This window comes from Paracoccus caeni (assembly GCF_016629665.1).
Taxonomy (GTDB): domain Bacteria; phylum Pseudomonadota; class Alphaproteobacteria; order Rhodobacterales; family Rhodobacteraceae; genus Paracoccus; species Paracoccus caeni.
On sequence record NZ_JAEPRQ010000003.1, the window covers coordinates 315901 to 338314 of the forward strand.

Annotated in this window: 14 protein-coding genes; 6 read left to right on the forward strand and 8 right to left on the reverse strand. The window is 65.7% G+C overall.

The window, feature by feature from the left end; genetic code table 11:
• Positions 1–14 precede the first annotated feature (14 nt).
• Together paaI and paaG are read right to left on the reverse strand one after the other, a co-directional pair.
• Positions 15–446 carry a hydroxyphenylacetyl-CoA thioesterase PaaI gene (gene paaI / locus JJJ17_RS11100; RefSeq protein ID WP_200686767.1) on the reverse strand — a complete coding sequence of 144 codons (432 nt, stop codon included), beginning with the start codon at positions 444–446 and terminating at the stop codon, positions 15–17.
• Positions 447–460: 14 nt separating this feature from the next.
• A complete protein-coding gene (paaG, locus tag JJJ17_RS11105; protein ID WP_200686353.1) occupies positions 461–1255 on the reverse strand; it encodes a 2-(1,2-epoxy-1,2-dihydrophenyl)acetyl-CoA isomerase PaaG in 795 nt (264 codons plus the stop codon).
• A gap of 167 nt (positions 1256–1422) precedes the next feature.
• Here paaG and JJJ17_RS11110 point away from each other — a divergent pair, with 167 nt between their 5' ends.
• From JJJ17_RS11110 to JJJ17_RS11135, 6 genes are all read left to right on the forward strand, one after another.
• Positions 1423–2556 (forward strand): ABC transporter substrate-binding protein, encoded by a 1134-nt coding sequence (locus JJJ17_RS11110; RefSeq protein ID WP_200686355.1) that lies wholly within the window; start codon positions 1423–1425, stop codon positions 2554–2556.
• Between the two features lie 63 nt (positions 2557–2619).
• Positions 2620–3492: a branched-chain amino acid ABC transporter permease gene (locus tag JJJ17_RS11115; protein ID WP_200686357.1), complete on the forward strand. Its 873-nt coding sequence runs from the start codon at positions 2620–2622 to the stop codon at positions 3490–3492.
• 2 nt (positions 3493–3494) lie between these two features.
• A complete protein-coding gene (locus JJJ17_RS11120) occupies positions 3495–4451 on the forward strand; it encodes a branched-chain amino acid ABC transporter permease (RefSeq protein ID WP_200686359.1) in 957 nt (318 codons plus the stop codon).
• Positions 4448–5227 (forward strand): ABC transporter ATP-binding protein, encoded by a 780-nt coding sequence (locus tag JJJ17_RS11125; protein WP_200686361.1) that lies wholly within the window; start codon positions 4448–4450, stop codon positions 5225–5227. The genes JJJ17_RS11120 and JJJ17_RS11125 overlap by 4 nt, the downstream gene beginning before the upstream one ends.
• A complete protein-coding gene (locus tag JJJ17_RS11130; protein WP_200686363.1) occupies positions 5214–5915 on the forward strand; it encodes an ABC transporter ATP-binding protein in 702 nt (233 codons plus the stop codon). Before JJJ17_RS11125 ends, JJJ17_RS11130 begins: the two co-directional genes overlap by 14 nt.
• Positions 5916–5917: 2 nt before the next feature.
• Positions 5918–7858, forward strand: coding sequence for a 3-hydroxyacyl-CoA dehydrogenase NAD-binding domain-containing protein (locus JJJ17_RS11135; protein ID WP_200686364.1), 1941 nt, complete (start codon positions 5918–5920; stop codon positions 7856–7858).
• A gap of 17 nt (positions 7859–7875) precedes the next feature.
• On the opposite strand, the gene JJJ17_RS11140 is transcribed toward JJJ17_RS11135, so the two are convergent.
• From JJJ17_RS11140 to JJJ17_RS11165, 6 genes are all read right to left on the reverse strand, one after another.
• The gene (locus JJJ17_RS11140) at positions 7876–8451 is read right to left on the reverse strand and encodes a helix-turn-helix transcriptional regulator (protein WP_200686366.1); all 576 of its coding nucleotides are present in this window, start codon (positions 8449–8451) and stop codon (positions 7876–7878) included.
• A 90-nt stretch (positions 8452–8541) separates the two neighbouring features.
• Positions 8542–9966 carry a hypothetical protein gene (locus JJJ17_RS11145; RefSeq protein WP_200686368.1) on the reverse strand — a complete coding sequence of 475 codons (1425 nt, stop codon included), beginning with the start codon at positions 9964–9966 and terminating at the stop codon, positions 8542–8544.
• Positions 9963–17288 carry a hypothetical protein gene (locus JJJ17_RS11150; RefSeq protein ID WP_200686370.1) on the reverse strand — a complete coding sequence of 2442 codons (7326 nt, stop codon included), beginning with the start codon at positions 17286–17288 and terminating at the stop codon, positions 9963–9965. The genes JJJ17_RS11145 and JJJ17_RS11150 overlap by 4 nt, the downstream gene beginning before the upstream one ends.
• Complete coding sequence (locus tag JJJ17_RS11155) at positions 17285–18862, reverse strand: contractile injection system tape measure protein (RefSeq protein ID WP_200686371.1); 1578 nt, start codon at positions 18860–18862, stop codon at positions 17285–17287. Before JJJ17_RS11155 ends, JJJ17_RS11150 begins: the two co-directional genes overlap by 4 nt.
• Positions 18863–18880: 18 nt before the next feature.
• Complete coding sequence (locus JJJ17_RS11160) at positions 18881–21229, reverse strand: hypothetical protein (protein ID WP_200686373.1); 2349 nt, start codon at positions 21227–21229, stop codon at positions 18881–18883.
• 2 nt (positions 21230–21231) lie between these two features.
• Positions 21232–22413: a hypothetical protein gene (locus tag JJJ17_RS11165; protein ID WP_200686375.1), complete on the reverse strand. Its 1182-nt coding sequence runs from the start codon at positions 22411–22413 to the stop codon at positions 21232–21234.
• Position 22414 lies beyond the last annotated feature (1 nt).

The window sequence follows — 22414 nt, forward strand, 5'->3', positions numbered from 1 at the left end:
GAAAACGCGCCGGGTCAGGACCCGGTCGGCAGGTGGGTGCCCTTGACCGTGCGGGAATGGCCGCGAAATTCGGCCACATGCGCGCCGGTCTGATTGGTGATGCGAATGTCGTAGATGCCTGACCGGCCAAGGCGATGCGTCTCGGTCGCGGTGGCGGTCAACCGGTCGCCGATATGGCCGGGGATCAGATAGGTGACCGAGCAATGCTGGGCTACCGCCATCTGGTTGTAGCTGTTGCAGGCAAAGGCAAAGGCGCTGTCGGCCAGCGTGAAGATATAGCCGCCATGACAGGTGCCGTGGCCGTTCGACATATCGGCGGTGATGGTCATCGACAGCGTGGCTTGCCCCGGCGCGATATGGTCAAGGGCCATGTTCAATCGCTGGCTGGCCGAATCGTCGTTCCACATCGCGCGGGCCGAGGCTTCGGCGATCTCTTGCGGGGTCATGTCGGCGACGGGTTTCATTTGCCCTTGAACTCCGGCTTGCGCTTTTCAAGGAAAGCGGTGACGCCCTCGGCATAATCGGCGCTGCGCCCGGCCTGCTGCTGGCAGTCACGCTCCTCATCAAGCTGTTCGTCCAGCGTATTGGTTGCCGCCGCCTGAATAAGTCGCTTCGTCAGCCCCAGACCAAGCGTCGGCCCGGCAGCAAGCGATTGGGCCAAAGCCTGCGCCTCGGGCAACAGCGCGTCGTCATCGACGGCTTTCCAGATTAATCCCCAATCGGCGGCCTTTTCGGCCATCAGCGGCTCGGCGGTCAGGGCCAGCGCTTTGGCGCGCGGTTCGCCAAGGATCCGGGTCAGCGACCATGTGCCGCCTGCATCGGGGACAAGGCCGATCTTGGCGAAGGCCTGAATGAACTTTGCCGATTTGGCGGCCAGAACGATGTCGCAGGCGAAGGCGATATTCGCACCTGCTCCCGCCGCCACGCCATTGACTGCACAGACCACCGGCTTTTCCAGCGACCGGATCAGCCGCAGCGTCGGGTTGTAAAAACTGTCAAGCGTGCGGCCAAGATCGGGGGCGGGGCCACCCTTGCGGGGATCGCGGTCGCCCAGATCCTGACCCGCCGAAAAGCCGCGTCCCGCGCCGGTCAGCAGCACCGCCCGGATCGCGTCATCATCGTGGGCACGCCGGATCGCCGCGCGCAGCGCCAGATGCATGTCTTCGTTAAAGGAATTCAGCTTTTCCGGGCGGTTCAGCGTCACCGAAAGCACACCATCGGACACGGCCTGTAACACCGTTGAAGATGCGGTCATCCTCTCCTCCCTCATGCGCCGATTTCTCGGGCTCCTCGAAGAAATGTGTTGCATAAACCGACCGGCCGGTCAATGATATTCGTTAACCGGAGAGGAGGCCGGTGGAGCGGGTGCTGCGCGCCCGTCTGCCGACAAGGACGACGCACGTATTCTGGGAGGAGATACGCATGAAGACCACACTGATCACGACGGCTGTTGCCATCTGTATCGCCGGGGCGGCCAGCGCCGAGATCCGCATCGGCGCCTCGGTTTCGGCAACCGGACCGGCGGCATTTCTGGGCGATCCCGAGGCGAAAACGCTGGAAATGCTGGTCGAGGCAGCCAATGCCAATGGCGGCATCAATGGCGAGGAAATCGCGCTGGTGCTGTATGACGATGGCGGCGATCCGAACAAGGCCCGCACCTTCGCAACCCGTCTGATCGAGGATGACGAGGTGGTGGCGATTATCGGCGGATCGACCACCGGCACCTCGATGTCGATTCTGTCGGTGGCCGAGGATAACGAGATTCCCTTCATCTCTCTGGCCGGGGCGATTGAGATCATCGATCCGGTGAAGCCTTTCACCTTCAAGACCCCGCATACCGACCGCATGGCCTGCCAGAAGATTTTCGAGGATATGCAAAAGCAGGGCATCACCCAGATCGGGATGATTTCCGGCACGGACGGGTTCGGTGCGTCGATGCAGGCGCAGTGCAAAGAGGTCGTCGGCGAATACGGCATCACCGTGGTCGCGGACGAGACTTACAATCCGACCGATGCCGATATGACCACGCAACTGACCAAGATCCGCAACACCGATGGCGTTCAGGCGGTGCTTAACCCCGGTTTCGGGCAGGGGCCGTCGATCGTGACGCGGAACTACAAGCAGCTTGCCGTCGATCTGCCGCTGTATCAGTCGCATGGCGTCGCCTCGGACGGGTTTATCGAGCTGGCGGGCGCGGATGCTGCCGAAGGCGTTCGCCTGCCGGGCACCGCGCTGCTGATCGCCGGGCTTCTGGCCGATGATGATCCGCAAAAGCCGCTGGTCGAGGCTTACAAGACCGCGTTCGAGGAAAAGACCGGCACCTCGGTCGGCACCTTCGGCGGCTATGCCAATGATGCGTTCCTGATCCTGACCGATGCGATCACCCGCGCCGGTGAGGCCGATCCCACGGCGATCCGCGACGCCATCGAGGCGACCGAAGGGCTGGCTGGCACCACCGGCATCTATTCGATGAACGCCGAGGATCATCTGGGACTGGATCTGTCCGCCTTCCGCATGCTGGAAATCAAGGGCGGCGAATGGACCCTGATCGAGTAAGCCGCAGGGCCGCGCCTTTCCGCGCGGCCTGTCTGCCCTGACACCCCTCAGCCGGAGATATCGATGCCGGAACTGCTGCAATTCCTGTTCTCGGGGGTGACGGTTGGCGCGGTCTATGCGCTGGTCGCGCTTGGTTTCACCATCATCTACAACGCCTCGGATGTGGTGAACTTCGCGCAGGGCGAATTCGTCATGCTGGGCGGCATGATCACCGTGGCGGCCTATGCTGCGGGGGTTCCGCTGCCTCTGGCCGCCGTGATCGCCATCGTGGCGACGGCGGCTATCGGCGTGGCGATGAACAAGCTGGCGATCGAGCCTGCGCGCGGTGCGCCGGTCGTGTCGCTGATCATCATCACCATCGGTGCCTCGATCTTTATCCGGGGCGGGACGCAACTGCTGCTGGGCAAGCAAATCCACACATTCCCCGCATTTTCCGGCGATGCGCCGATACGTATCATGGGCGCGACCATCCTGCCGCAAAGCCTGTGGGTGATCGGTGGCGCGGTGGTCGTGTTCATCGGGCTGTGGCTGTTCTTCACCCGCACGCTGACCGGGCGGGCGGTGCTGGCCACGTCGAACAACCGGCTGGCGGCGCAACTGGTGGGGATCAACACCCGCTTCGTGATGACGCTGTCATTCGCGCTGTCGGCAGGCATCGGCGCGCTGGCCGGGGTGCTGGTGACGCCGATCACGCTGACCTCTTATGATGTCGGGCTGGCGCTGGCGCTGAAGGGCTTTGCCGCCGCCATGCTGGGCGGAATGGGCAACCCCAAGGGCGCGCTGGTTGGCGGCCTGCTGCTGGGGCTGCTTGAATCGATGACGGCGGGCTATCTGTCCTCGCAATACAAGGATGCCGCTGCCTTTGTCGTGATCTTGCTGGTGCTGTTCTTCATGCCGCAGGGCCTGTTCGGCCGCAAATCGACCGAGCGGGTGTGACCATGAAACTGTCACCGAAAACCGCGACGCTGCTGGTTCTGGTCCTGCTGATCGCGCTGTCGCCGCTGCTGTTTCCGTCGGGCTATTACTATCGCGTCGGCGCGCTGATCTTCGTCAATGCCATTGCGGTAACCGGCATTGTCATCCTGACCGGCTATGCGGGCCAGATCAGTCTGGGTCATGCGGGCTTTGCCGGGATCGGCGCCTATGCCTGCGCGCTGGCGCCGGTGCATCTTGGGCTGCATCCGGGGCTGGCAATGGTGCTTGGCGCGGTCATTTCCGGGCTGATGGCCTTTCTGGTCGGGCGTCCGATCCTGCGGCTGAAGGGGTATTACCTTGGCGTGGCGACGCTTGGCTTTGGCATCCTGATTTCGATGGTCCTGAACAACGAACGGCAACTGACCGGCGGCCCGGACGGGATGGAAGTGCCCGATCTTGGTCTGCGCGGTCTGTTGAAAGATGCCGGGCTGGACCTGACCAACGGGCAGTTCTGGTATTGGTTCTGCGGCATCGCCGTGATCATCGGCGCGTGGCTGGCGCTGAACCTGTTCAACAGCCCCTCGGGGCGGGCCTTGCGGGCGCTGCACGGGTCAGAGGTCGCGGCGCGGACCGTGGGCGTCGATGTAACCCGGCTGAAATTGCAGGCTTTCGTGATCTCGGCGGTCTATGCCTCGGTCTCGGGCTCGCTTCTGGCGTTGCAGAACAAGTTCATCACCCCGGACGTGGCAGGCTTCATGCACTCGATCGAGATGGTGACGATGGCGGTTCTGGGCGGCGTTGGCTCGGTCCTTGGCGCAATCTTCGGCGCGGCGGTGCTGACGCTGTTGCCGCAGGTGCTGACGGTCTTTGCCGAATATGAACAGATGGTGCTGGGCCTGGTGATGATGCTGGTGATGATCTTCCTGCCGCAGGGGCTGCTGCCCTCGATCCTGCGCCGCTTTCGGAGGGGTGACGAATGAGCGCGCTTCTGACGGTCGAAGGGCTGGGCATCAGCTTTGGCGGGCTGAAGGCGGTGGATGAGGTGGGCTTTGCCGTTCGTCCGGGCGAGATCGTGTCGATCATCGGGCCGAATGGTGCTGGCAAGACCACGCTTTTCAACATGATCTCTGGGGTCTATCTGCCGGGGCGGGGCCGGGTCACGCTGAACGGCGAGGATGTGACGGGGATGGAGCCGCATCTGCTGGCGGCGCGCGGCCTGTCGCGGACCTTTCAGAATTTGCAGATCTTTCAGTCGATGACGGTGCTGGAAAACGTCATGGCGGGCTTTCACCTGAAAGAGCGTGGCCCGGTTCTGGCCGATCTTTTCAACCTGCCCTCATCCCGCCGCCGCGCCGCCGAGGCGGCATCGGGCGCGATAGAGCTTCTGGCCCGCGTCGGGTTGGACAAGGCGGCCGGGCGCGAGGCGGGGAACCTGTCATACGGCGCGCTGAAACGGCTGGAGATCGCCCGCGCCCTTGCCTTGTCGCCGCGCATCCTGCTGCTGGACGAACCTGCGGCGGGTTGCAATGCGGTCGAAACCGAAGAGATCGACCACCTGATCGCCGAGGTGGCCCGGTCGGGCGTGGCGATCCTGCTGGTCGAGCATGACATGAAGATGGTGATGCGGATTTCCAACCATGTCGTCGTGCTGGACCACGGCCAGAAGATTGCCGAGGGCGATCCGGCCAAAATCAGCCGCGACCCGGCGGTGATCGCCGCCTATCTGGGAACGGAGGCCGCCGATGCTGAAGGTTGAGGGCTTGCGGTCGCGCTATGGCCGGATCGAGGTGCTGCACGGCATCGACCTGACCGTCGAGGCTGGCGAGATCGTGACCGTCGTCGGCGCAAACGGCGCGGGCAAGACGACGCTTCTGCGCTGTCTGTCAGGGGTGCAGCCGGTCTCGGGCGGGTCGATCAGCTTCAAGGGAGAGACGCTGAAGGGCGTCCCTGCGCATCGCCGCCCGGCCCGCGGTCTGACCCAATCGCCCGAGGGGCGGCAGATCTTCACCAATCTGACGGTCGAGGAAAACCTGCGGCTGGGCGCGTTTCTTTACCACGACGACCGGGTGGCGACGGATATGGAGGACGCCTTCCAGATGTTCCCGATCCTGCGCGACAAGCGCAACCTGTCGGCGGGCGGTCTGTCGGGTGGGCAGCAACAGATGCTGGCCATGGCCCGCGCGCTGATGGGGCGTCCGTCCTGTCTGCTGCTGGACGAGCCGTCGATGGGCCTAGCCCCGATCATCGTGCAGCAGATTTTCGATGTGGTCAGCGGGTTAAAATCGCTGGGCGTCACGGTTCTGCTGGTCGAACAGAATGCTTTCGGGGCATTGAAGATTGCCGACCGGGGCTATGTCATGGAAACCGGGCGTATCATCATGTCGGGTGCCGCCGATGACCTGATCGCCGATCCGCGCATCCGCGAAGCCTATCTGGGGATTTGAACATGCCTGTCACCATTGCCCGAGACGCGGAAATCGCCGTCGTTTCGGTGGATAATCCGCCGGTCAATGCGCTGTCGCATGCGGTGCGCCAAGCCTTGTGGGACGCGGTTGACCAGTTGGACGCCGATCCGCAGGTGCGGGCGGTGGTGTTGATCTGCGCCGGTCGGACCTTCATCGCCGGTGCCGATGTGCGCGAATTCGGCCAACCGCCGCAGCCGCCGCATCTGCCCGATCTGGTCGATCATATCGAAGCCGCGCAAAAGCCCTGGACCGCCGCCATCCACGGCTCTGCCCTTGGTGGCGGGTTCGAGGTGGCGATGGGCTGCCGCTTCCGAGTTGCGGTCTCCACAGCCTCGGTCGGTCTGCCCGAAGTTAACCTTGGCATCGTGCCGGGTGCGTCCGGCACCGTCCGCACCCCAAGGCTTGCCGGGGTCGAGTCCGCTGTTTCGCTGGTCACATCGGGCAAGCCGGTGAAGGCCGCGAAGGCGCTGACGATGGGCCTCATCGATGCGGTGTTCGAGGGCGATCTGCAGGCAAATGCAGTCGCGTTCGCCCGCGACGCATTGAGCCGCGATTTGCCGCCGCCGGTCTCCGCGCGCCAAATCGAAGCACCGGATGAGACGTTCTGGGCCGAGACGGCGAAAGCCGTCACCAAGGCCGCAAAGGGGGCCGAGGCACCGCTGCGGGCGTTGGACTGTCTTCGCAAAGCCAGTGAAAGCCCCTTTGCCGAGGCGCTGGCCTATGAGCGGAAAACCTTCCTTGAACTGCGCGATTCCGATCAGGCAGCGGCTTTGCGGGCGGTATTCTTTGCCGAACGCGCCGCACCCCGGCCCGCGCATCTGAAGGATGTGGAACCGCGCGGGCTCAAAAAGGTCGGCGTAATCGGCGGCGGCACCATGGGCGCGGGCATCACCGCCGCCCTGCGCGATGCCGGACTGCCGGTGGTGCTGATCGAGCAGGACGACAAGGCCGTTGCCAAAGGGCTCGCCAATCTGCGCGGGATCTTCGCCGGGGCGGTTAAGCGCGGGCGTCTGTCCGAAGCCGCAGCGACCGAACATCTGGCCGGGGTGACGGCGACCGCCGATTATGCGGAACTGGCCGATGCCGATCTCGTCATCGAAGCCGTGTTCGAGGAGATCGAGGTCAAGCGCGCCGTTTTCGCCCGCCTAGTGACCGCCTGCCGTCCCGATGCCATTCTGGCGACGAATACCTCATATCTCGATCCGCGCCTGATCGCCGAAGGGCTGCCCGGCCCCGACCGCTTCATCGGGCTGCATTTCTTCAGCCCCGCCAATGTGATGAAGCTGATGGAGATCGTGCCGATCCCCGAAACCTCCGATGAGACGCTTGCCACAGGCTTCGCGCTGGCCCGCCTGCTTCGCAAAATCCCGGTTCAGGCTGGCATTTGCGAGGGCTTCATCGGCAACCGTATCTTGAAACGCTATCGGGCCGAGGCCGAGGCGCTGCTGCGCCGGGGAATCCCGGTGGCGCAGGTGGATGCGGCCATGCGGGCCTATGGTTTCGCCATGGGTCCGTTCGAGGCGCAGGATCTGGGCGGGCTTGATATCGCCTATCTGCAGCGTGAAGCCGCGCGCAAGGCGGGTGCAGAGGTGCCGGAGACGCTGGGCGACATTCTGGTGCACAAGGGACGCAAAGGGCAGAAGACCGGCGGCGGCTGGTATGACTACGAGGACGGCGATCGTCACCCCCGACCCTCCGCAACGGTCGATGCCCTTCTGGCCGACCGGATCGAGGCTGGCCCGGCCATGGATGCCGATGCCATCTCGTCGCATCTGGTTGGTGCCATGACCGCCGAAGGGCAGGCGATCCTTGCTGAGGGGATCGCGCGCAGTTCAGCCGAGATCGATCTGGTCGAAATCCACGGCTACGGCTTTCCACGCTGGCGTGGCGGGCCGATGTTTGCGGGTGGCGTCAGGGGGTAGCGTCTAGCAAGCCGGGGTCATTGCGCGCCGCGCATGACCTCAGCCGCCTCGGTGCGATTGCGGACGTTCAGCTTTACGATGATATTGTGAACGTGGTTCTTGATCGTCGAAATCTCCAATCCAAGCTCTCGGGCGATCTGCTTGTTCGACTGACGGTTGGACAGCAGCGACAGAACGTGATGCTCGCGCTGTGACAGTTGTGCCAGACGTTCGGTCTCTTGCCGGGTCTGTGACAGTTCCAGCAGGCGTGTCTGAATCATCCGGCCAATGCGCGGCGGGCAGGCAAGTTCGCCACTGATCGCGGCGCGGACAATCGCCACCAGATCGTCAATGGATTGTTCGCAGGTGACGCAACCCGCCGCCCCCGCCTCGACCGAAGCCAGCAAGGCGCAATCGTCGCTGTCCAACCCAAGGGCGATGACCGGCCGCCCGCAAGAGGCGTCGAAGGCGGATCGCACACCGCCCGCCGCGTCGCCACGGGTGTCGTGGCGAATATCCACCAGAATCGCATCGATCTGATCGGCAGGGATCGAGGCAATATCCTCTGTCCGGCTGCAAACGGTGAACGAGCGGATTTCGGTCCGCTCGCTCAATATCCGCTGCAATCCTTCGCTGTAGATCCTATTTTCTATACATAGCAGTAACGAGAAAGGGGTCATGGAGCTGACGTCTCCGGGCAACCTTCAAAGACATATCGAATCTGACCTTCGCAACACTTGTATCATGAATACATAACGATAGGCGCGAGATTCTGAACCGCGTGAGACAAAATGATGAGCCGGGATGGGCCCGTCCTTTCCGCCTGCCCATATCGCAGTCACACCATCTTCGGCGGCCAGCCATTCGCCCGGTCCACCCAGCATCCCGGTCAGTCCGAACGGCGACTGATCCATCCGCATCGCTGCATTCGTACCCCAAGGGAACCGCCGACCGTCCGCCCCACGCATGGCCGCCTCCCACATGGCCGGTGACGGCAGGGCGACCCTGTGCGACAGGGTACGGGCGATCTCTGCCGCGTTCTCGATGGCGGTGGACAAGGGAGCAGCGGGGCGTGGCTCGGCATCGATGAAGAAGCCTTGCGACAGCCGGAACAGATGCCGCGGATTGGGCAGGCTGTGGCGCAGCGGATAGGGCGTGCCCAGGCGATAGACGCCCGGCGGCACCCAGCAAAGCAATCTGCCATCGGCAAGCCTTGGCCCCCCGGCGCCCGACAAAATCCCCTCAACCTCGGGCGGGGCGGTGCCGACGGGCAGCGGCAGTAGCAGCGCGGCGGCAAAATCGCGGAAGTCAGGCGGCAGGTGGTCGGGATCACCCTCCAGCAGCTCGGCGATACCGGGCGGAGAGGCCTTGCCGACAGGCTGTCCCAGACGGCGCAGGCAGGCGTCCCGCAAGGCAAGCAGCAGGCGTGCCTCGGCCGGTGCCACGCCCTGCTGCGTGCGGTCCGGCAGCGTCAGGCGGCGCACGCGAGAGGAAAGGCGCGACAGACGCAACCGCCCCGCCGCGAGCATCGCGGTAACGGCGATTTCCCAGTCCGGGTCCGTCAGTGCCCGGTCAATCGCGGCCTCGACCGTGCCGGGATCGCTGGGCGGCTCCTGCATCCACCAGCGCATGATCTGCAGCTTTTCCCGCCGCCAGCCCGGCAGCGAAAACAGCGCAGCCGCCGCATCGGATCGTGCCAGCAGGGTGACGGCGACCGCATTCAGGGTCAGAACTTCGCGCGCGCGGTCCGAAATGACCGGATCGGCCGAGGCCGACAGCGCGACAATCGGCGTCAGCAAATCAGCCTCTTCGCGGCCTTCGGCGGCTTGCAGACCAGCAAGATTTTCGACCGGGTCGTTGCACAGAAGCAATCCAATAATCTCGGCGACCGAGGGGCGCGGCAAGTCTTTCGGCAAATCCTCTGGTGCGCCTGTCAGGGTCAGATTGCCCGTGGCGAGATCGCGGATCAACCAGACGGGCGCGGATTTCCCCTGAAAGGCCAGCTTGTCTGGATCGCCCGGATCGCGCCACGTTACCGGAAGCCCGCCTGCTGTCAGCGCGGCCTCTGCCACCGCTATCGGGATGCGGCCAAGAACCTGCGTTTTGGTGATGTTGTGGCTGGCTGTCATGGCGCGGCGGCGGGGATGTCTTCGACCAGCACAAGATCGGCGCCGGAACGAATGAAGACAAGCGGCATCAGCGCAGCCCGCAGCGCGGCGATTTGCGCCGTGCTCAACTGGGTGTCGCGCAGATCGACGATGACGACCTCCTTGTGATCGCGGCGAAAGATGGCGCTTTGCACCTCGCGCAGGAACTCGGTCTGGTCATAGCTGCCGACGGGCGGGACCTCGACAAGCTGCAGGCGCGGGTCGCGGGCGGCGGCGTTCCTGACCTGTTCGGGACTGGCCTCACGCAAGGCGGTCTGGCGCTGCGTCAAGGTGGCCGAGGGCAGCAGATCACGTCGGGTGATGCTGTCGGGCGGTGGGACGATGTTGCGGATCACGTCAAGGAACTGGCGCATTTCCGGGCGAAGCATCGCCACAGCCGCAGGCTCGACCGGGTCGATGGTGATCAGCCGTGAGGCCGCGACCGAACCCGGCTCGACATCTGCGGGCAGCGGCGCGGTGCGAATGCCGAATTCCAGAAACGGCACCCGCTCGCCGTTGATGATCGCATCGACGGCATAGGTCGCCGCGGCAAGCCGGTTCTGGGTCGCCTGTGTGCCGATCTCGATCCGGTAGGCAAAGCTGACGCCGGGTGGGGCGTTGTCGCGCAGGGCGGCGATGTATTTCTCGATCCCGCGCCCCTGCAGTTCTTGGTTCACATAGACCAGCGCGCGACGGATACCGAAGGCGCTTTCCGCGCCAAGACCGGCCCCAAGCGCATGGGCAAGTTCGGTGAACGGCCCCTCCATCTTCGCCTCGGTATGGGTAAGCTGCGAGCGTTCATGATGCTGCCGCCGGACACCCGGCGCGGCGACGGTTTCCAGCACCAGCGTATCGTCGGGCAGACGCCAGACGCGCATGCGTCCATCGGCCAGTTGCAGCACGACCCGGCCTGCCTTGGCATAGGGCGGGAAATCGTGACGGAAGGTGAAGAGACGGTTCCCGGCCTCATCCGTTGCCCGCGCACCGCTGTCCAGCCTGCGCCCGTCCACGATGATCGTGCCCTCGCCCACCCGCAGCGTGCCGGTATCGGGATTGACCACATCGGGCCTTGCGATGCGATTGCCGCGCAGCATCGCCTCTAGCTGGTCCCATGACACATTCTGCAACTCATAATCGCGCGGCGCGGCGGAAAGCGCGTCAAGCTGCGCCTGTGCCGAGGGGTCGCCAGATCTGATCCCGGCGAAAATCTCGTCCATGCTTCGTGAAACAGCCGCGCCATCCTCGCGCGGCATTGCGTTCAGAACCGAGGTCAGGAAATCCTTGTTGCCGACAGGATCGGGCGCAGGCGCGGGGCTTGGCTCGATCGCCAGATCCGGGCGCCGCAGAAGATCGTGGATGCGGGGGTCGCCACCGTCGGCGGTGATGTGGCTGACCAGCAACCGCTGATCCAGATCGAAAAGCCGCGCCGTCTGTTCGATGATCAGCAGCACCTGTGGCGGCACCGGATCGCCGTCGGCCATGCCGTCCAGATGACGGCGCGCGGCGTCCAGCCGCCGGGCAAGATCGACGCGCCCCGCCTCGGTCAGCAGGCGGGTGTCGCCGCTCAGACGCTCGCCAATGTCGATCTGGGACAGTTCCGCCGCTGTCGGCGGCCGGATCGCCTGTGGCCCGCGTGGGGTAACGGCCAAATCGTCGCCCTCGGTCCGGGCAAGCGTCATGTCGGCCTCATCAAGGATCGACAGGCCGTCGAGGCCCTCATCCGCGCGACGTCGGCGCATCGGTCCGCTTTCACCGGCGACGAAGCCCCGGCCCGGTTCGGCCCGCGCGACGGGATCGGAGAGGATCACCTCATGCTGATGGAACTGCGTTTCCAGCGCCACGAAATCGCTCATCATCCGGGCCTGAGCCTGCGGCGACAGACCTGCGCCGGTCATCGCCTCCATACGCTCAAAGACCAGCCCCGGCAGTTTCTCCAGCTCAAGTTGCGCCTCCCATCCGCGCGAGCCGATGGTCATGCCAGAGCCCGACAGTTGCGCCAGCATGTCATGCCAAGCGCGGCGGATATCCCCCAGAAGGCCGCGATATTTTATCATCGCATCGACCGTCGCCATATGCATCGCAATATCCAACGGCGTCGCGTCCGGGCCGATGCGGATATCGACGCCGATGATCTGCTTGCCGATCCGCAGCGGCTCGACCCGGACCGTGCGCCCGGTGAGATCGGGGTCGGGGGTGACGAAACTGCCCTCGCGCAGCTTGGGCGGCAGAACGTTATGCAGCATCTGAACGCGGGCCTCGTCGGGCATGACCCGTGGCGGCACCGCATCAGGCGACGGCGCGTTTCGGCCCGTCGCGGCGGCGGTGACATCCGCATCGGCGCGCACTGCAGGCGGAGGGGCCATCTGATCGGCAAGTTGCGAGGCGTCGCGCATCGCCGACATCAGCCCGCGTTGCTCGATCTCGAATTGCAGGCTGCGGCCATGGGGCGAGGCAAGGAAATCGCCCAGAGAGGCGTGCGGGTTGTCGTGGCGGTAGGTGCCGTAGCTGTCATTCACCAGCCGGTTCAGTTCCAGCAGGCGACCCATGTCACCGCCCTCGCGCCAGATGCCGCGACCCAGATGGAAGGCCGATCCGGCCAGCGACATGCCCGCGCCCAATGTGCGGCCCATCGCGACGGATTGCACGATCGCCATGCCGCCGCCTTCCAGAAAATTCTTCAGCGGATCTCCCTGCCAAGTCTGATCCGCCGCAGCCGTCTGCACCAGCGCCGAGGGCAGGCTACCCGCAGCATCGCCAATCCCTTCGGCGATGAAATTCGCCACCGCCCGTTCGGCCCCCTCGCGGGTCGGAACCACGCTGCGCCCGATCCGGGCCAGCACCCCGCCGCCTTCGGCCTGCGCCAGCCGTTGCGCCATGCCGGTGCGGCCCAGCCGGGCGGCAAGGGCAGGCAGACGGGTGCCGCGCGCCACGCCCTTCAGCGGCTCGATCAGGCGCGAGCCCAGACCGGCGGTGAAATAGGCTGCGACCGCATCGACCACGCCGACGGCGATGTCGATGCCCACTTCCTCGATCCCGTAAGCCCCGCCCTTGATCAGCGCCTTGGTCGCCATCGTCGCCGCCGTCGCCGCGAGCGAGGCTGACACGGCAGCCCAGGCGGCGATGACGGCGGGGGCGGCTGTGCCTGCGGTCGCGACGGTGACGATGGCCCCCACCACCACGGCCACGACGATGCCCACCACCTGCGTGGCGGTGTCGGTCACGCTGTCGATCCGCCTGCGGTGATCCTCGACCGCCGCCTCGACGCGGCTCACGCGGAAATCGACCTCACCGGCCAGCCGCGCCCGGTCGGCGCGACCCTCGGGCGTGTCGGGCCAGTCGGTGCGGTTCAGATCGGTGCGCAGATCCTGCAACCGGCTGAGTTCGGAATTCATCCACTCCGCCTCGCGCCCCGCCGCAGCCCCGCCCAGAACGCCGGTCAGATCCCGCGTCTCGCGCTCGACCCGGCGTTCTTCGCGGGCGATGGCCTCAAGCGAGCTTTCCGGCGCGCCATAGTCATACATGTCAAGAATGTCCGAGGAATCCCGCCCGGACAATTCGCCGACCAGCATGTCACGGAACCGTCGGCCGGGATGCCGCCGCTCCCATTCCGCTGCCATGGCGCGCAGTTCCGCATGGGTCATCCGGCCCAGCACCCGCCGCAACGTATCCTCGTCTGTGCCTTCGGTGCGGGTGGCGTATTCGACCTCTTGCAACGGGTCCAGCCTGCCGCCCTGATCCAGCATGTTGCGGGCCTTGTTCCGATCCTCGCCGGTCATGTTGGTCTCGACCACGAAGCTCAGCGGCCAGAAATACTTGTTCTCGTATATCCGGCCCAGTTCCTGCATCGAGACTTCGGAATCGCGCTGAGCCCCGTCCTCCAGCTCTCGTTCCATCTGGCGTTCCAGCGCCATCCGCCGCCGCGAGATTTCCTCTTCGCTCAGCGGTGGTTGCTGGGCGCGCAGATCGCTGACCAGACGGCTGACACGCATGTTGCGCGCCGGTCCCTCGGCCAGCCGCCGCCCTTCCAGCGCGCGTTCATATTGCGACCGCAGCACCTCGTTGATCTTTTCGTCCGAGGCGTAGAACAGCGAGGTCCGCTCGATCTCGATCTGGGCCGCATCGGCGCGGATCATGTCGTTGTCCTGCAGCGCGTCGGCATAGTCCAGTTGCGCGCCGCTCAGTTCCGAACGGAAAGCGCGCCGCAGGGTGGTTCCGCCGCCAAGGCCGGGCTCGTTATACTGTTCGACCCCGGAATAGCGATCCTCGAACCGGCCTTCGATCGCGCCCAGGCGGCGGCGAACCTCTGCCTCCATCTGCTGCGGCGTCCAGTTCTCGGCCCGCGCCCGTGCAAGCACTTCCGAACGGACGCGGCTTTGCACCTCGGTGATATCTTCCTCGGAGGTGCCAAGCCCCAGAAAGCCGCCACGCATCGCCTCGTCCAGCGCAATCGCATCGGCGGTCGCCGTATCGCCCGAGATCAGCGCCTGCGCCTGATCGATCTCGTTGCCCTCTGACAGGTCGTCCTTAAGATCGGCATCCAGCGTGCGGCCATACATGCGCAGATATTCTGCTCGGATCGCCTCGGCCTCGGCGGGGGTCTTGTTGCGCAAGAGGCGCATGATCGCGGCCTCGTCGGTGCCTGGCCCGGACATGGCGTCGTGCAACGCAATCGCATCGGCGCGGGACTGTTGCCCCTCGATCTGCGCCTGCGCCTGTTCCAGCTCATCGCCGCTCATCTCGTCTTCAAGATCGGCGTCGAGGCTTCGGTGAAACATCGCCATATACATCTTGCGCACCACCGCGCCCTGAAGCGCCGTCAGGCCGCGCAGGTTGTCGAAAATGCGCCGTTCATCCGTGCCGACCTGATCCATCGCCGCATGGACGTTCTGCGCGATAGAGGCGGCGTTGAAGCTGCCGCTTTGGGCGCGGGCGACATCATTCAGCTTGTTGGCGGTTCCGTGATCGCCCGCGCCGACCGGGGTTGCGATCAACTCGCGCTCGAAGATCGCGTTCGCGCCGGGCTGATGGTCGCGGGTCAGGTTGCGGCGCAATCGCGTCTCGGCGAAGTCCAGCGGATGTGTCCCGCGCGGCATGCGGAAATAAGCGGTGATCGCCTCTTTCTGTGCATCGGTCAGCCGGTCTGACTGCATCTCGGCGTTCAGGTCCACACCGTCGCGCACCATGTCGAAGGCCAGTTGCACGGCATCCATATCGGTGGCGATGGCGTCCCGGTTCTCGGTCCCGCGCCGGACGCGCCATTCCTCGTTGACGTTGCGCGCCTCGCCCAGCCAGCGGGTCAGCCGGGCGACGAAGCGGTCCCACCAGCTTTTGTTCGACAGGATCTTGTCCTCGGCCCATTGCCGCGCCGCCTCGATCCCGGCGCTTCCGGCATCCTGAATGGTCGTGCGGTTGGTCCGGGTCGTGATGTCGGCACTTGCCAGAGCCAGCCGGAAATGTTCGCGAACGGCAGCGATCCGTGCGTCCCGCCACGCATTCATCAGGACCGAGACATCCGCCAGCCGCCGTTCCCGCGCCGCATCGGACGTGTTGCGTTCAGGACGCGGCGCGGCAGGCGACATCACCTGATAAACCTCGCGCTGCGTCAGCGTGCGATAGCCGGAAAGCTGGTCGTCGCGCGCCTTGTTCAGCTCTCGCTCGCGCCGGTCATAGGCACGCTGATAGGTGGTGATCTCGGTCGTCACATGTTCGCGGAACCACGCGACGATCCGGTCGCGCCGCCCGTTCACCACCTCGGGGTCCGCCTCGCCCGCGACGGCGGCCTGACGGTTCAACGTCTCCTCTTCGGCCGCATCCGCCGCACCTTCGATGGCATCGGCGGTGCGTTGTCCCTCGTCGGTGACCTCTTCGGTGGCGGTGTCGCCCTCCTCGGTCGCAAGCTCCTCGGCCTCTTCGGCGCTGCGCCGCAGCTGTTCCTGCCGCTCGGACACCATGCGGTCCAGTTCGTCGCCGGCAATGCCCGCCGCATCCGCCATCTCGCGCAGTTCCGAGATCAGCGCGGTCTGTAGATCGGCGCTCATGTCCTGCCCGATGGTTGGGAAGTTCCGCAACAGGACGCCGTCGGCGAAGGCATTGCGGCGCAGATCGTCCATCATCTGCCCGGCGGTTCCCCCCGGATTGGCCAGAAGCCGCGTGACCAGTTCGCCCACATGCGCGCGGTTCGAGGCGGAAAGAGGCGCAGGCCGCAGCGGTCCCAGATCGGGCGAGATGACCTGAGGCCCGCGCCCCTGCCGGTCATCCGTATCCGGCGTTGCGGTCAGCGTTTCCAGCGCCAGCCTGACCCGTCGTTGCTCGGTGGTCTCGGCGACCCCCGGCGCCGCAGCGCCCGGCAGCGCCGCAAGATCACGCGCGCCGGGGGTGATCAGCACTTGAAAAAGGTCGTCGGCGACCGGCTCGACCCCCAAGGGCGGGGCGGTGCCGCCGATGATCTGGCCCTCGACATCGCGCCGCTCCGAGTTGACAAGAACCGGCGCGGACTGATCCGGCAGCCGTTTCCCCGAGGCTGCCAGCACCGCCGCGGTATGTTCCGGCACCGGGTTCGGCGGTGGCGGCGCGGGCGGCGTGGTGTCCAACTCCGGCGCGGCTGGCACGGTGTTGATCGCGTCCTGGGTCAGCCCGTCGCGCGCGGTCTCGTTCCGGGTTCGCGCACCGCCACTGGCCCGGCGCAGGGCAGACCTTCCCTCGGGCGGCACCTCGACATTCGGTTCCGGCAGGCCCGAAGCGGCGGCGCTGACCTGACCCTGCCATCGCTGCACGATCTGGCGCGCACCTGCGCCGCTATCGCCACCGCTGGGGGGCAAGGTTGCCGGGGCACCGGCAGAACTGCCGGTAACAGGCGCGGCTTCGGGAGCGGTGGCGTCAGGCAAAGGTTGATCGCCCTGCGGAAAGGCGGGCATATCGACCGGCCCGGTCGGAAGACCCGGCACCCGGCCTTGCAGAAGATCGACCTCTTCGCCTGCGGGCATAGCCGCGGCGGTTCGGGGCAGGCCCAGCGGATTGTCGGCGCTGTCATCTGTCGCCGTTTGGGCGCCAGGTTCGGGCATAGCTGCCGGTCCGGCAGCGGGATCGCGCGCGGTGTCTGTCCGTTCCGGGTTAGCAAGAAACGCCGTCTCGGGCGGTATTGGTGCTTCAAGCATACGGAGCAGGATCTGCGCCAACTCGCTCCATGCGTCCTCGGTGGTGGTCTGATCCTCATTGCGGGCGTCGGCGATGCGATCCGGGCGGCGCGTGGCGGGTTCGGTATCGGGCCGATGCTGGGCGCGCGCCTGAAGCGGGGCGCGGCTCATAGCGCCCAATCCTCTTCGTCCGAGCCGAAGGCGATTTCGACCCGTCTGTCGAGCCAAGGCAGGTAGCCCGGATTGGCGTCCAGCCCGGCGCGGCGCAGGCCAAGATCGATGGCCCCTAGCGGCAGACAGATGCGGATCAGCGTATCCGTCACCTCTATCCGACCGGGGATTTCCAAAGATGGCGCAGGCTCTGGCGAGAGCAGATCGTGCAGCGTGACGACCAGCGCCGCAACCGCCCATTCGGTCAGCCGCCATGTTTGATCTTCGGCCAGCGCGGCACGTCGCGCCTCGATCCGAACGCTTAGATCGGTCGTATCGGTCAGGCTTCGCACGGCGGTCAGGATCGCCTCGCAGAACTCATCGCGAGCCCATTCTGCGACCATGCCTTGCGGTTTGGGCCGCTGTGGAAAACCCGGAGCGGGGAGGGTGGCGGCGGGGTCTTCATCGGTGCCGCTGGCGATGGCCAGCATCTCGGCCAGCGCTTCGCCTTCGGGGACACCGATCCGCCACAGCGCCTCGGGCATGCCCAATCGCAGCGCCACATTGAGCAGATAGACGAGGCCGCCCCAGCCGGTCTCGAAAACCTGCATCTGATCCGTCGATGCGGGATGAACGGGAGGCACCGTTGGACTGTCGGGTGAATGCGGGGCGTTAGAGGGCTGAGGTTCCTTGTCTGGCGGAGGCGGGGTTGTCCGTGCTGCTTTGCGCGAGGTTTGGGTCGTGGACTGTTGCGACGGGCTGGTTGGCGCGGTTGGTTGGGACGATGCCAGCGGATCACGCCGTTGAGGGGTGTTCGGAGAGACAGCATCGGACTTCGGCGTTTGCGGCTCTGCCTTCTTTGCTCCCTCGGAAGAAGGGATCGGCTTATCTTCGGGCGGCCCTTCGCCCGCCTGCTCGGGCGTGGCCGCTTGAGATCGGGTTCGTTTGCGCGATTCCTTGGACGTCGCCCGGCTCTCAGGTTCTTCCCTTGCCTGCCTTGCCAGATACTCCGCGATGCGTCGGCGGATTGACGGAGCCAGCCCCCCTTCCGCTGCTTTCACCAGTTCCCGCAGCATGGCGTCGGGCAGCGCGGTTAGAACATCCTCAAGCGCATTCGCCTGTTCGCAATGGCTCATCACCGCCTGCACGGTGCCTGCTGGCTCGCGAAGCACCGCGCCGACGGTATCGGCGGCAGGCTCGACCTGACCATCCGGGCCGGGTGCGCGACGAACGGCGGCGATCATTGCCGAAGCCAGAAACGCCGCGCGATCCGGCCACAGTCGGGCTTCGTCAGCGGTGGCATGCTGCGGGCTTCCGGGCCGAACGACGCGGATGCCGTCACGCACCTGTCCCGCAAGGTCGCGGCCAAGCTGACGGGCCAAGGCGGCGGCGTCGCGGTTCTGCGGACCCACATTCAGACGCAGGCGCAGATAGGGGATGCGGATCACCGCGTCCGAGCCATAGGTGGCGTCAAGCTCGGCCCGCAGCGATTGCAGGACGGCTGGCAGGAACCGGCGTTCGACGACGTCCTGCAGGCGTCCGGCCTGATCGCGGCGCTGATCCGGCAGGCGCAGGCCAAGGGCCAGGGATTTCACCCGCAGCCCCGGCATGATCTAGCCCCGGTCGGCGACGCGGGTCGCGATGCCCCTGACGGCGGCGGCGCTAAGCCCGGTGCCCTTCAGATGCACATTCACCGCCTTGCGGATGGCACCCAGCGTCGCCGTCTGCCGCAGATCGGAGCGTGTGAACAGCTCTTCATCCGGGCGACGTTCTGCCTCGGCGACAACGGCGGTGCCGATCGCTTCAAGCGAACGCTGCGCTGCGGTGAAGACCTGCCCGACCGCGCGGTCGGCGGCGGCAGCATCCTCCAGTCCCGGAGAGCCGACCAGTCCGGCGCGCAGCTTCTTCGCGGCAAGATCGGGGTCCAGCGCGAAAAGTTGATCGACATTGTTGACGCCATCTGCCTCCATCGCGGCGATGACGGCGTCGAATGCACCCTCTTCGCCCAAGGGCTTCAGCTCGGCCAGTGCAACGGCGGGGGCGATCTCGCGGATCAGTTCGCGGGCAGGGCCGCGGGCCATCACCGGGGCGGTATCCGTCCGTGCCTCCAGAACCCTGAAATTGGCGTCGGCGATCTGTTTCGTGACTGCTGCAGGCGGTGCCGGCTGAGCCACCGCGCCGCCCTCGCCACCTCCACCTACACCTACACCGCCAAAGGGCAACCCTTCATCCAGAAGACGCTGAATGTTCAGCCTGCGGCGACCGCCCAGACGCAGATCGCCATCGGCCGACAGAAGCTGCGCCCGGATCGCCGCAGCCGCGGCAGCGTCGATAGGAATCAGCGGCGCGCGGGCGACGCAGCAGATCCAGCTTGCCAGTCGCGTTGCCACGGCATCGATTGAGGGAAGACCGAACAGCCCTGCCCAGTGGGTCAGCAAAGGCCCGGTCAGCACGTAGCGGCGGTGCTTCCATTCGTCGAAGCAGATGATCTTGCCCTTGGGCGAAATCAGCACGCTGCCCAGCATGATCCCATGCTGATGGCAGTCGCAGCGCGGTCCCTTGTAGTTGAATTCGGCACACCACGCCTGAAACAGCTTGTGAAGGCACCGTTGGGCACTGGCGGCCAGCGTCGATTCCGCGATGTCGATGCGGAACAGGATGCGCCATGCCAGCCATCCCGCCATCCAGCCGATTGCCGCCCGCGTCGGATCGGGTTCTGCCGTTCCGTCAGCGTTGGGCAGCGCACAGGGGGCGGGGCCGACCAGCCCCTTGAACCACCCCCAGACCGCTGCCAGTAACAACGTCCGCGTGGCGCAAAGCGGGTCCGCGCGATCCGCCCAGACCCGCAACAGCGAGCCGCAATCTTTGACTTTGTGAAGCCTGCGGACCGAGACCACGCGAATAACGGCCTCGACCGCACTTGCCGTGCGCCGCGCCTCGACCGCATAGGCTATCTCGTAGGACTGCCCGCCTGCCAAGGGCGCGATCTCGACCAAGGGGTAGCGCTCCATATGGCCGCCCGCCTTCAGGTCGCTTTCCCGGAAGCTAAGCTCCATCAGGGTTTCGATGGTCTGTTGCGATGTCTCCTGCCCCTGAGCGGTCTTTTCCCATGTCCGCAGGAAGCCGTAACCAAGCGGCGGCGTCAGCGAGAAGACCAGCGGCTGGCTGTCACTGACCGCCAGCGAAAGGGTCCCCTGTGCGCCAGCGCGGCTGGCCAGTTCCTCGCGGGTGGCGCCCTTCAGTGTCTGCGACCCGTTCTCCAGCGAAAGCATGACCGCGACAGGGGGCGCGCCGATTGCGGCGGCATCGGCGGCGGGTGCCGGTGCGGGCGCAGGTGGTGGTGGCAGGCCTTCGGCTGCCAGCATCGCCCGCAATTCCGCGATCTGCTGACAGAAACGCTCCATCGGTTTCGGTGCGGGGGGTGGGGGCGGTGGCACCAGCCGCAGCCGTGTCGTCTCGCGCACGGCGCTGTATTTGCAGCCGGTGGCCTTGGTGGCGCATGGATCTTCGAAGGCCTGTCGGGGAAGGCCGGGGCATTCGACATATTCCAGCATCAACACTGCCTCGACCGGAGCATCGGGGCGGGTGTCGCAAGGATCGGTGCAGGGGCCCTGCGCCGCTTTCAGAATGTCACGGAAATCCTGCGAGCAGGGATCGATCAGATCGCGTTCGGCCACGGTTTCGGTGCATTCGACGACCAGATCGTCTCCGCAGCAGGACAGGCCATAGCCGGGGCAAAGGGTAAAGCTGCGCGCCTTGGCATCCCAGTGCAGCGACAGGCCCCAGACCACGCCCTGACCAAGCGCCCGGTTTGTCAGGCGGCGCTTCATCTGCCAGTAGGACTGTTCGCGCTTCATGTCGGCTTCGCCAAGCACCATGCCGTCATAGAACTCGGTCCGGCTGAGGCCGCCGTTGAAGGCGCCGGGCACGACAGGATGAAATTCATGTCTGGTTCGGGTCATGATCAATCCCCCACGGCAAAGCTGCAGCCGCAGGAATGATCCGCAGGCGCGGGTCCGCAGCAGGGTTCGGCGGCCTCTGGCGGACAGATCGCCTCGGGCAGGCAATGCAGCAGATTACAGATGAAATCCTCGACGCAGGCGCCCAGATCGGGCCTTGTCGTCTCGTCACGGTCGCAAAGCTCGTTCCCCATGCAGCGCAGGAGATCGCAGAACGACATCTTGAAACATTCGCGGATGCGCCAGCGCGTCTCGCACGAGATCGACAGCAGATTGGCGCAGCGACCGTCATCGGTGTAGCGGGCGGGCGAGAAGGCACGCCCATGACCTGAGCCGCATCCACACCCGCAGGAATCATGCGCTCCGCCAGAACTGCCGCCGCATCCGCAGCCGCAATCCGCATGCTGTCTCGCGGCGCTTTGGGATGGCGACCGGGCTGCCGCCGCCCGTCCCGCGCCCGCGACAGCGACCGGCGCGCCAGCCCTTGCCATCGAGGCAGGCGCGAGAACGGAAGGATTGCCGGAATAGGCAAGCATCGCCTGTTGCGGCATGTTCAGGCTGCGCTGACGCATGGCATATCTCCTGATTTCGGCGGGTTGCTGGGGGGCGGACAGATAGCGATATTCGCCCGGAGCCGTGGCGACATAGGCGACGGTGCGGCTGGCCGGATGAAATTCCTCTTCGGGCACTTCCGGCTCCGGGCGTTCCTGTGAGGCATTCCAGCGCGCCCAGATCGCTGCTGCCGCGCGGCCAAGCGCCAGCAGATGCACAAGCTGTGGCGCGTTGCTTTGCTCGTTATCGCCGCGCATCCGATAGACCGGGGCGCCATCGTAAACCGGATAGAGCAGCGAACTGATCTCAATCGATTCCAGCAACGCCTTGCCTGCCGCGCGACGGACGACCAGCGCCTCGCCCCGCGCCATGCCAAGCCGTTCAAGCCTTCCGGCTGGAAGCTTGCCTGCCTGCTGTTCTTCGATCTCCCGCGTCGTCGATGCATAGACCTCCAGCATCGGGACCGAGACGCGCAGCGCCCCGATCGCCGCGCGACCGCCAAGCGCGGCGCCGGCGATGGCGAGTTGGCGCAACATCTCGCTGCCCGCATTCATCCGCGCCTCGGCGGCAGCCTCGCGGGGATCGTTCGCGGTGTTGGTGCGGGTGTTGGGACCGTCTTTTTCGGTTTCGGCCATG

Excerpts from the sequence above, each read along its gene's own strand:
- paaI (WP_200686767.1), bottom strand. The coding sequence starts at position 446 with ATGACCCCGCAAGAGATCGCCGAAGCCTCGGCCCGCGCGATGTGGAAC.
- paaG (WP_200686353.1), bottom strand. The coding sequence starts at position 1,255 with ATGACCGCATCTTCAACGGTGTTACAGGCCGTGTCCGATGGTGTGCTT.
- JJJ17_RS11110 (WP_200686355.1), top strand. The coding sequence starts at position 1,423 with ATGAAGACCACACTGATCACGACGGCTGTTGCCATCTGTATCGCCGGG.
- JJJ17_RS11115 (WP_200686357.1), top strand. The coding sequence starts at position 2,620 with ATGCCGGAACTGCTGCAATTCCTGTTCTCGGGGGTGACGGTTGGCGCG.
- JJJ17_RS11120 (WP_200686359.1), top strand. The coding sequence starts at position 3,495 with ATGAAACTGTCACCGAAAACCGCGACGCTGCTGGTTCTGGTCCTGCTG.
- JJJ17_RS11125 (WP_200686361.1), top strand. The coding sequence starts at position 4,448 with ATGAGCGCGCTTCTGACGGTCGAAGGGCTGGGCATCAGCTTTGGCGGG.
- JJJ17_RS11130 (WP_200686363.1), top strand. The coding sequence starts at position 5,214 with ATGCTGAAGGTTGAGGGCTTGCGGTCGCGCTATGGCCGGATCGAGGTG.
- JJJ17_RS11135 (WP_200686364.1), top strand. The coding sequence starts at position 5,918 with ATGCCTGTCACCATTGCCCGAGACGCGGAAATCGCCGTCGTTTCGGTG.
- JJJ17_RS11145 (WP_200686368.1), bottom strand. The coding sequence starts at position 9,966 with ATGACAGCCAGCCACAACATCACCAAAACGCAGGTTCTTGGCCGCATC.
- JJJ17_RS11150 (WP_200686370.1), bottom strand. The coding sequence starts at position 17,288 with ATGAGCCGCGCCCCGCTTCAGGCGCGCGCCCAGCATCGGCCCGATACC.
- JJJ17_RS11160 (WP_200686373.1), bottom strand. The coding sequence starts at position 21,229 with ATGACCCGAACCAGACATGAATTTCATCCTGTCGTGCCCGGCGCCTTC.
- JJJ17_RS11165 (WP_200686375.1), bottom strand. The coding sequence starts at position 22,413 with ATGGCCGAAACCGAAAAAGACGGTCCCAACACCCGCACCAACACCGCG.